Annotated in this window: 9 protein-coding genes; 7 read left to right on the top strand and 2 right to left on the bottom strand. The window is 69.2% G+C overall.

The features are described 5' to 3' along the window. Positions 1–133 precede the first annotated feature (133 nt). Positions 134–601 carry a GreA/GreB family elongation factor gene (locus tag ACWDTP_RS09125; protein WP_450018733.1) on the top strand — a complete coding sequence of 156 codons (468 nt, stop codon included), beginning with the start codon at positions 134–136 and terminating at the stop codon, positions 599–601. 40 nt (positions 602–641) lie between these two features. After that, on the top strand, positions 642–1,208 hold the full coding sequence (locus ACWDTP_RS09120; RefSeq protein ID WP_450018731.1) for a TetR/AcrR family transcriptional regulator: 567 nt from the start codon (positions 642–644) through the stop codon (positions 1,206–1,208). A gap of 17 nt (positions 1,209–1,225) precedes the next feature. Here ACWDTP_RS09120 and ACWDTP_RS09115 read toward each other — a convergent pair whose 3' ends face one another. After that, positions 1,226–2,194 (bottom strand): glycoside hydrolase family 6 protein, encoded by a 969-nt coding sequence (locus ACWDTP_RS09115; RefSeq protein ID WP_450018729.1) that lies wholly within the window; start codon positions 2,192–2,194, stop codon positions 1,226–1,228. A gap of 60 nt (positions 2,195–2,254) precedes the next feature. Next, positions 2,255–3,445: a metallophosphoesterase gene (locus ACWDTP_RS09110; RefSeq protein ID WP_450018727.1), complete on the bottom strand. Its 1,191-nt coding sequence runs from the start codon at positions 3,443–3,445 to the stop codon at positions 2,255–2,257. Positions 3,446–3,572: 127 nt separating this feature from the next. Between ACWDTP_RS09110 and ACWDTP_RS09105 the strand changes: the two genes are divergently transcribed. The 5 genes from ACWDTP_RS09105 to ACWDTP_RS09085 are packed head-to-tail and all read left to right on the top strand — an operon-like array spanning position 3,573 to position 9,718. Then, a complete protein-coding gene (locus tag ACWDTP_RS09105) occupies positions 3,573–4,826 on the top strand; it encodes a CaiB/BaiF CoA transferase family protein (RefSeq protein ID WP_450018725.1) in 1,254 nt (417 codons plus the stop codon). Continuing rightward, entirely contained in the window at positions 4,823–6,172 is a 1,350-nt protein-coding gene (locus tag ACWDTP_RS09100; RefSeq protein ID WP_450018723.1) for an MFS transporter, read from the top strand. The genes ACWDTP_RS09105 and ACWDTP_RS09100 overlap by 4 nt, the downstream gene beginning before the upstream one ends. Further along, positions 6,169–7,299, top strand: coding sequence for a zinc-binding dehydrogenase (locus ACWDTP_RS09095; RefSeq protein WP_450018722.1), 1,131 nt, complete (start codon positions 6,169–6,171; stop codon positions 7,297–7,299). Before ACWDTP_RS09100 ends, ACWDTP_RS09095 begins: the two co-directional genes overlap by 4 nt. Beyond that, complete coding sequence (locus ACWDTP_RS09090) at positions 7,296–8,831, top strand: aldehyde dehydrogenase (protein WP_450018720.1); 1,536 nt, start codon at positions 7,296–7,298, stop codon at positions 8,829–8,831. The genes ACWDTP_RS09095 and ACWDTP_RS09090 overlap by 4 nt, the downstream gene beginning before the upstream one ends. Continuing rightward, positions 8,831–9,718: an HpcH/HpaI aldolase/citrate lyase family protein gene (locus tag ACWDTP_RS09085; RefSeq protein WP_450018718.1), complete on the top strand. Its 888-nt coding sequence runs from the start codon at positions 8,831–8,833 to the stop codon at positions 9,716–9,718. Before ACWDTP_RS09090 ends, ACWDTP_RS09085 begins: the two co-directional genes overlap by 1 nt. The last annotated feature ends 7 nt before the right edge of the window (positions 9,719–9,725 follow it).

The following is a 9,725-nucleotide window of genomic DNA, read 5'->3' as shown; positions in this document are numbered from 1 at the left end:
ACAAAAAAAACCACAGAAAGTACGGAACCCCCCCCCCACCGGGCACATGGCGGCCATTCGCCGGGTGGGGGGGGGCCCCGCCCCCGCCCCTGACGACAACCCTCACCCCAGCGGTACCAGGAGGTATTCGAAAATGACTGCCAGCCAACGTGTCTGGATGTCACCCCAGGCTCACGACCGGCTCCAGAGCGAGCTCGCCACGCTGCGCGACCTGATCGCCACCGACGCCGCGGACGATTCCGACGAGAACCAGGTCGCCATTCAGCGGGCCCGCCAGACCCGGATCCAGCACATCCATGATCTGCTGATGCACGCGGTCGTCGGCGAGAACCCGCCGGACGACGGGGTGGCCGAACCGGGCATGGTGCTCACGGTCCGCTATGAGCTGAGCGGCGACACCGAGACCTTCCTGCTCGGCGTGCGTGGCGCCGAGTACGGCGACCTCGAGGTGTACTCACTGGATTCGCCCCTCGGCGCCGCACTGGCCGGCGCCCGACCCGGCGAGCGTCGCGACTATCAGGTGCCCAGCGGTGGCCTGGTGCCGGTCACCCTGCTCGCCGCGGTGCCGTTCGGGCTGCACGACACCGCGGTATCGACCTGATCGTGGAACACGGCGACAGGCAACGCCTTAACCTGATCGGATGCGCGAACGGCGGGGCACACCCGGCAACCTGACCGCCGACGACTGGCTGCAGGCAGGCTATGAACTGCTGGCCACCGACGGGATGCGGGCGCTGAAGATCGAACGGCTCTGCGGGCAGGTCGGGGCCACCAGGGGCAGCTTCTACTGGCACTTCACCGATATGAAGGGCTACCGCTCGGCGCTGGTGACGTCGTGGAATACGTTCCTGGAGAACGACCGTCGCTCACTCGCCGAGATCGAACACCTGCCACCCCGCGAGCGCCTCGCGCAGATGATGGCGGCCCTGGTCAGCCCGCAGCACTGGACGCTGGAACGTGCCATGCGGGAGTGGGCCCGCTCCGACGACGTGGCCGCGGCGAATGTGCGTGCGGCCGACCATCGGGTGCTGGTGGCGGTCGAAAAGGCCTTCCTCGACTACGGGTTCGGGCCCGAGGAGGCGCGGCTGCGCGCCGAATCGACGTTCGCGGCCGGCATCGGCATGCTGCACCTGGTCGATTCCACCGACGGTCTGGCCGCCTCGGGCCGGCACGAACGGTTCCTCGACCTGATGCTGGCCCGCGCTTAGATTGCGAGCGCTTTTCGCTAGCGACCCGCGTTGCGGGCCAGGTCGACGGCGTACTGGCTCACGAAGGTGCCTGCCGACGCCTCGCCCGTACCGCAGGAGCCGTCGGACTCGCCGGGACGCTTGACCCACAGGAAGGCGTCGACGTTTCCGTTTCCGGTCGCCGTGGTCGGTGCGGCGCCGAGGGCCCGGCCGCTCGGGTTGCACCAGTACATCTCGCCCTCGGCCGGTCCGGCGCCGTTGCGGGATGTGTCGATGACGTAGGGCTTGCCGCCGGTCTGGCCCGAAATGGCGTCGCCGTACCCGATCTCCTCTTCGGTGGTGAAGAAGTTCGCGGTGTTGAGGCTGAAGCCGCGCGCCTTGGCGACGCCGACCCGGTTGAGCCGGTTGGCCATCTCATCGGCGGCTGTCCACCGGGAGTGCCCCGCGTCGACGTAGACCGCGGTGCCCGGGTTGCGGGTCAGCGTGTCGACCGCGTAGCTCATCAGGTTGTAGCGTTCCTCGCGCTGATCGCCCGAGAGGCAGTCGGCCATGGCGAGGGCATCGGGTTCGAGGATGACCGCCGCGGGCCCGGCGCCGATGGCTGCCGCGACGCCGTCGATCCAGCCCTGGTAGGCCCCGGCCGATCCGAATCCGCCCGCGGCGTAGCTGCCGCAGTCACGATGCGGGATCCCGTACAGCGCCAGGATCGGCATGGTGCCCGCGGCCTGTGCCGTGGCGATGTACTTCGAGTCCACCGCGGGGCTGGACACGTTGTCCATCCAGTACGCGGTCGGGGTATTGGCGATGGCGGTCAACTCGGGACTCGGGTTGCCCGGAAGCGCCCGCATGGCTTTGGACTGCGGATTGACGTAGAAGGTCTGGCCGGCCAACGGGTTCCCGTCCGCGGCCAGGCTCGCCGGTGCGGCGGCCAGGCCGATTGCGGCAACTGCCGCAACCGTCAGGAAGGGGGCGATCCAACGCGTGACTGCACCGGCAGCTGAGGACATCACCCCAGGAAATTAACGGTTCGCAGCGTCATGCGCCAGTCACCGACGGCGGGTGCCGGATCAAACTCGACGGTGCAGCGTCAGCAGGGTGATCTCGCTCGGCGCGAAGATCCGGAACGGCGGACCCCAGAACCCGGTGCCCCGACTGGTGTAGAGCTGTGTCCGGTCGCCGTGCCTGCTCAACCCCTGCACCACGGGCTGTTCGAGTCTGACCAGAAAGTTGAAAGGCCAGATCTGCCCGCCGTGAGTATGACCGGAGAGCTGCAGGTCGACTCCCGCCGCCGCGGCCGTCACCACCTGTGTGGGCTGATGCGCGAGCAGCATCACCGGCAGTGTCGGATCGCTATCGGCCAGCGCTGCTTCGAGATTCGCTCCGTGCCCGGCTACACCGGCTGCTTGGGCGGTCGCGTCGTCAACGCCCGCGATGATCAGCCGGTCGCCGTTTCGTTCGACGACGATGTGGCGGTTGTGCAATGCGTCCCAGCCGATGCCGTCGATGTAGTCGAGCCAGCCCTGGGCTTCGCTGAAGTATTCGTGGTTACCGGTGACGTACACGCGGGCGAGCCGCGCCCACACCGCCGCAAGGGGTTCGGCCTGGGTCAGGCGCACGTCCACCGTTCCGTCGGCGATGTCGCCGACGTGACACACCACGTCGGCGTCGAGTTCGTTGACCCGATCCACCACGGCCGCGGACCAGCGGGCGCGGTCGATCGGCCCGTAGTGGGTGTCGGTGATCACGGCTATCCGCATACCGTCCAGGCCGCTCCCCAGCCTGGCGATGCCGACATCGACGCGCCGGATCCGCGGCACTCGCATCGCTTCGGCGTAACCCCACACCAACAGGGCAACGACGACGGCCACCACCACACCCGCGACCACGCGCGAGCGGTCGGGATCGTCGACGCCCAGCACGAACAACGCCAGCCGAAGCAGTTGGGCCAGCACGGACCAGACGAACAGCACCCACATCACGCCGAGCAGCGTGTCTCCGGTCGCGGCGGCCCAGTCCCGGTGCCGATGACCGTGCCCCAGCATCATCGTCAACGGCAACGCGGCGAAAGCTGCCGCGAATACCACAGTTCCGGCGACAGGTACGAAGGTCGGCCATTGCGTGCCCGCCGACAACAGCGTCCACCAGGGCACCGCGAGCAGGAGCAACACAACGGCTGATACGAGGAGCAGCCGACGCCACCGGCGGCCGGGGTGAGCAGATGCTACCGACTCGACCTCGGCGGCCGGGGAGTCTTGCATTACAACGAGGGTACCTGCGTCGGGTACCACCGGTACTTACCGGCAGCGGTGCCGGTGTCGGTGCCGAGCGCAGCCGTGGACAACCGCGGATTTGTGTTCGGCACCACACTCCCGTTAGTTTTATTAAATGTTTGATACAACAGCGCGCGGCGGCCCACCTCCCCTGCATGGGACCCGCGTCGTGGATGCCGCCACCATCTACGCGGGCCCGATGATCGCGACACTGCTCGGCGACTTCGGCGCCGATGTGGTCAAGGTTGAGCACCCGCGCGGCGACGGCCTGCGGCAATGGGAGTGGCGCAAGGACGACGAATCGTTGTGGTGGGCGCTGACCGGCAGAAACAAGCGCGATATCAGCCTGGCGCTGTCGGACCCCCGGGGCGCGGAGGTCATGCGCCGCCTGCTGGCCGAGGCGGATGTGTTCATCGAGAACTTCCGGCCGGGCACATTGGAGAAGTGGGGTCTGGATCCCGAGGACCTGCTGGCGGCCAACCCGAAGCTGGTCGTCGTCCGCGTCTCGGGTTTCGGCCAGACCGGTCCCTACAGTTCCCGCCCGGGTTTCGGCACCATCGCCGAGGCGATGTCGGGGTTCGCCGACACCAACGGTGCCGCCGACGGCCCGCCGGTGCTCCCCCAGTGGCCGCTGGCCGACGGTGTGGCCGCGCTGGCCGGGGCTTTCGCGACGATGGTGGCGCTGCGCCACGCCGAGGCGACCGGCCAGGGCCAGATCGTCGACCTGTCCATCTACGAACCGCTGTTCTGGATCCTCGGAGCCCAGACCTCGGCCCACGACCAGCTCGGCACGCTGCCGACCCGGCAGGGCAGCCGGACGGGTTTCAACGTGCCCCGGGAATGCTTCCAGACCCGCGACGGCCGGTGGATCGCGTTGTCGGGTGCGACCACCGCCACCGCTCAGCGGATCATGCGTGCCGTCGACCGGCCGGATCTGGCCGCAGCGGAATGGTTCACCGACATCTCCGGCCGGATCGCCCATCGCGACGAGATCGACGAGGCCATCGCCACCTGGGTCGGCCGGCGGGACAACGCCGACGTGCTGGCGATGTTCGATTCGGTCGGCGCGACCGCGGGCCCGGTGTACAGCGCGGCCGATATCGCCGCCGACCCGCATTTCACCGAGCGGGGCAGCGTGGTCACCGTGGACCATCCGACGCTCGGGCCGCTGCGCATGCAGGGCCTGATCGCCCGGTTGTCGCGAACACCGGGGCACATCAAAAGCCCAGGACCGGCGATCGGCGAACACAACGACGCCATCTTGCGCGGCGAATTGGCTTACCCCGACGACGTTCTGGACGAACTGACCAAGGCAGGCGTCATCGGCCCGACCCTTCAGCCCATCTCATCGGAACGAGGAATCTCATGACCGCAACCCCGGAGCGGGCGATGCCCGACGAACGGTTGGTCCGGCGCGTCGCGCTGGCCAGCGGCATCGGCTCGATGCTCGAGTTCTACGACTTCTATCTCTACGGCGCGCTGTCGGCGACCATTTTCGGCGCGCTGTTCTTCCACAGCGCCGACCCTGCCGTCGGCACCCTGCTCGCGTTGGCCACCTTCGGCGTGGGTTTCGTGGCACGCCCGCTCGGCGGCATCATCGCGGGCCACTTCGGGGACAAGTTGGGACGCAAGAGCGTACTGATCGCCACCCTCGCGCTGATGGGGGTGTCCACGGTCGGTATCGGCCTGCTGCCGACCTACGAGACGATCGGCGTCGCGGCGCCGATCCTGTTGGTCACGCTGCGCATCCTGCAGGGCCTCGCGCACGGCGGCGAGTGGGGCGGTGCATCGATCATGACGATCGAGCACGCCCCGGAGGGCCGCCGCGGTTTCTACGGCAGCTGCCCCCAGATGGGTATTTACGCCGGGCTGGTGCTGGCCAGTTTGGTGTTGGGGGCGTTCATGCTGCTGCCCGACGAACAGTTCCTGAGCTGGGGCTGGCGGATACCCTTCATCCTCGGTGCCGGGTTGATGCTGCTCGGGCTCTGGCTGCGGCGGGCGATCACCGAGTCACCGGAGTTCGCCGCGGTACTCGCGGCCCGCGCGGCCGAACCCGAGCCGGAGAGCAAGAACATCCCGCTGCTGGAGGCGTTGCGCTCCGGCCGGCGTGGCATCGTCGTCACGTTCTGCGCGAAGGCCGCCGAGACCTGCACGTTCTACCTGATCACGGTGTTCGCCCTGACGCTGGCCAAGAACGGTGCCGGCGAATCCTCGGCGCGTAACGCCATCCTGGTGGCGGCCGTGGTCGCCATCCTCACGATCGGCCTGTTCGGTGTGCTCGCCGACAAGATCGGCACGCGAACGGTCTACATCGCCGGTGCCGCCTTCATGGTGCTGTTCGCCTTCCCGTTCTTCTGGCTGGCGGGCGCCAACTCCTGGTGGTCGCTGTGGACGGCGATGATCATCGGCCTGGCCGTGGCTCATTCGCTCATGTATGCGGCGCAGGCCAGCTACTTCTCCGCGTTGTTCGACACCCGAATCCGGTTCACCGGCGCATCGTTGGGCTATCAGCTGGGCGCCGCCCTGGTCGGCGGATTCACCCCGCTCATCGCGGCGTCGCTGCTGCTGCGGAGCGGCGGCGCGACCTGGCCGGTCGCGATCTACGTCGCCGGGGTCTGTCTGCTCAGCTGCCTGGTCATGGCCATCTGGGGCAGAGTCCGGCCCGACGAACCCGCCCCCGTCGTCCCCGGTATTCCGGCGGAGGTGCGGCGATGAACGCGACCACAGTGCCCGAGTACACCAGGGCGGCCGTCGTCCGGGACTTCGGCGAACCGGTCAAGCTCGAAGAGGTGGCCGTCCCGCAGCGGGTGGAGCCGGGTGGCCTGCTGGTCGAGATCGTGGCCTGCTCACTGTGCGGCACCGACGTGCACTGCTGGGAGGGCACCCTGGCCATCCCGGTCGGGCTGCCGCTGATCCTCGGCCACGAGATGGTCGGCCGGATCCTCGCGATCGGGGAGGGCGCCGACGTCGACTCGGCAGGCCGGCCGCTGCGGATCGGCGACCGCATCCTGTGGACCCACGCCGTCTGCGGACGCTGCGTCATGTGCGCCAGGAAGCGTCCGACGCTGTGCCGCAACAAGGTTCCCTACGGTCAGGCCAGCATGAACCAGTGGCCCCACCTGTTGGGCGGACTGGCGCAACATTCCTACGTGCTGCCGGGCTCGGGCCGGCTTCGCGTGCCCGACCGGGTTCCCGACGATCTCGCCAGCATGGCGAGCTGCGCGCTGCGTTCGGTGGTCAACGCGGTCGAGCAGGCCGGCCGGGTCGGACCCGAACACACCGTGGTCGTCCAGGGTGCGGGCCCGTTGGGCATCTTGGCCACCGGACTGTTCGCCCAGGCCGGCGCCGGCCGGGTGATCACCGTGGGCGCCCCCGACGCCCGCTTGGAGATCGCGTCGGAGTTCGGCGCGCACGAGGTCATTTCCCTTGCCGCACATCCAGATCCGGATGATCGGCTGGAGATGATCAAGGACGCCACCGGCGGGCTGGGTGCCGACCTGGTCGCCGAGTTCTCGGGCCACCCCGCCGCTTTCGCCGAGGGCGTGGAGATGGCCGGGCCCGACGCCCGCTATCTGGTGGTCGGTCAACTCGGCGCGGGCACCACGGCCGTCGCACCGGGCACCATCACCAAGAAGAACCTCAACGTCATCGGATCCTTCTCCGGTGACCTCTCGCATTACCGCACAGCTCTCACCATCCTCGAACGCTACGCCGACCGGCTGCCCTTCGACCGCTTGATCAGTGGTCGCTATCCGCTCGGTGACATCGATTCCGTGATGGGACGGATGCAGAGCTTTCAGGAAATCAAACCCGTCCTACTGCCGCAGGAGGCCCTGTCATGACAGTCACCCCGCACCGCTCCCCCGACGTCGCCGCCCTGGCCGACCCCGAATCCGGCGCCGGTGTCGCCGATCTCGCGATGTTCATCGACGGGTCGGCGGTCGCTGCCGCCGATGGCGCGACCTTCGACTCTTACGAGCCGCGGTCGGGCCGGGTCTGGGCGAGGCTGCCGCGCGGCGGCGGCGCCGACGTCGACCGGGCCGTCCGCGCGGCACGCGCGGCGTTCGAGGGACCGTGGGCCGCGGTCTCCGCCGCCGACCGGGGCCGCTTCCTGATGAAGATCGCGGCGGCCGTGGACCGGCACCGCGATCAGCTCACCGTCATCGAGTCCCGCGACAACGGCAAGCCGGTCCGTGAGGTGCGCGCCGAGATCGATGCGGTGGTCCGCTATTTCGAGTACTTCGCCGGCGTATGCCAGACCACGCTCGGTGAAACCCATCCGCAGGCGGCGACGGCCTTCAGCTACACCCGGCGCGAGCCGGTCGGCGTGGTCGGGGCGATCGTGCCGTGGAACTCACCGCTGCTCATGCTGGCCTGGAAGCTCTCCCCGGCGCTGGCAGGCGGCAACACCATCGTCCTCAAACCCGCCGAGGAGACGTCGGTCTCCGCGGTGGTCTTCGCCGGGATCATCGCCGAGGCAGGGTTGCCCGACGGGGTGTTCAACGTGGTGACCGGGGTCGGTGAGGAGGCCGGCGCCGCGCTGGTGGCGCACCCCGATGTCGACAAGATCGCCTTCACCGGCTCGACCGAGGTGGGCAGGCAGATCGCCGCGACGGCGGCCTCCGACCTCAAGCTCGTCACCTTCGAACTGGGTGGCAAATCCCCCACGGTGATCTTCGCCGATGCCGACCTGGACGCGGCGGTGCACCGCACGGCCTACGGCATCTTCTCGGCGGCCGGGCAGTCGTGTCAGGCGGCGTCGCGGATCTTCGTGCAGGAGTCCGTCCACGACGAGTTCCTGGATCGTTTCTCGGCGTTGGCGCGCCGGATCCGCGTCGGCGACCCGCTTTCGGAACGGACCCAGATGGGCGCGCAGATCTCGGCGCAGCACCGGGAGCGGATCGCCGGATACGTCGCGAGCGGCACCCAGGAGGGCGCCCGGCTCGTCTGTGGCGGAACCCGGCCCACCGAGCCGCCGCTGGCCGACGGCTACTTCTATTCGCCGACCATCCTCGACGGCGTGAACCGGGACATGACCATGATCCGGGAGGAGATCTTCGGACCGGTGACCGGCGTGATGACCTTCACCGACGAGGCCGACGCCCTCGCCAAGGCCAACGACACCGAGTACGGGCTGGCCGGGTCGGTGTGGACCCGCGATGTCGCCCGCGCACACCGGGTCGCGGCCGGTATCGCGGCCGGCCTCATCTGGGTCAACACCACCCGCACGATCAACCACCTGGTGCCGTTCGGCGGCTACAAACAGTCCGGGTACGGACGTGAGGGCGGCCAGGCCGTGATGGATCACTACACCCGGATCAAATCGGTGTGGGTGGACCTGCAGGACGATCTGCCGAACTGGTACGCCGACTGATGGGCGGGCAACGCGCATTACCCGCACTTCGCACGGTGCTGTTCGTGCCGGGCGACCGCCCCGACCGGATCGCCAAGGCGGCCGCGGGCACGGCCGTCGGCGTGGCGATCGATCTGGAAGACGCGGTCGCCGTGGCGCGCAAGGAGGCGGCCCGCGAAGCCGTCGCGGGCGCACTGCCCGCGCTTCCCGACGCTGCCCCGGTGATCTGCGTGCGAATCAACGCCATTGACAGCGGTCTCGCCGAGGATGACCTGGCCGCCCTGGACCCGGCGCTTCATCGCATCGATCTGATCATCCTCCCGATGAGCGCCGAACCCGACGGCGTCCGACGGGCCGCCGACCTGCTGACCCGCGCGGAGCGGGCCGCCGGGATCGAGGCCGGCCGGATCGGCATCGTCCCCCTGGTCGAGACGGCGGCGGGGGTGCTCGACGCGGCCGCGATCGCCGCCGCGGATACCCGGGTGCACACGCTGGCGTTCGGCCCTGCGGATCTGTCCCGGGAGCTCGGCATCACCCCGACCGCCGACGGCGACGAATTCCTTTTCGCGCGTTCCCAACTGGTCCTCGCGGCGGCCGCCGCCCACTGCCCGCCGCCGGTCGACGGCCCCTACCTCGTCCTCAACGATGACGACGGGCTGGCCCGCTCGGCCGGCCGGGCCCGGCAGCTCGGGTTCGGCGGCAAGCAGGTCATCCACCCGTCGCAGATTCCCGTGGTGGCCGGGGCCTTTGCGGCCAGTCCCGCCGAGATCGATTGGGCCAGGACGGTCGACGCCGCCTTCACCGCCGCCGAAGCCGAAGGTGTCTCGTCGATCAGACTTCCCGACGGGACATTCGTCGACTATCCGGTTGTCCGGCGGGCGAGGGCGATCCTGGCCGAAGCCGGGTGAGGAAACG

Source organism: Mycobacterium sp. NPDC003449, assembly GCF_053588415.1.
This window is presented reverse-complemented; position numbering and strand designations above follow the sequence as displayed.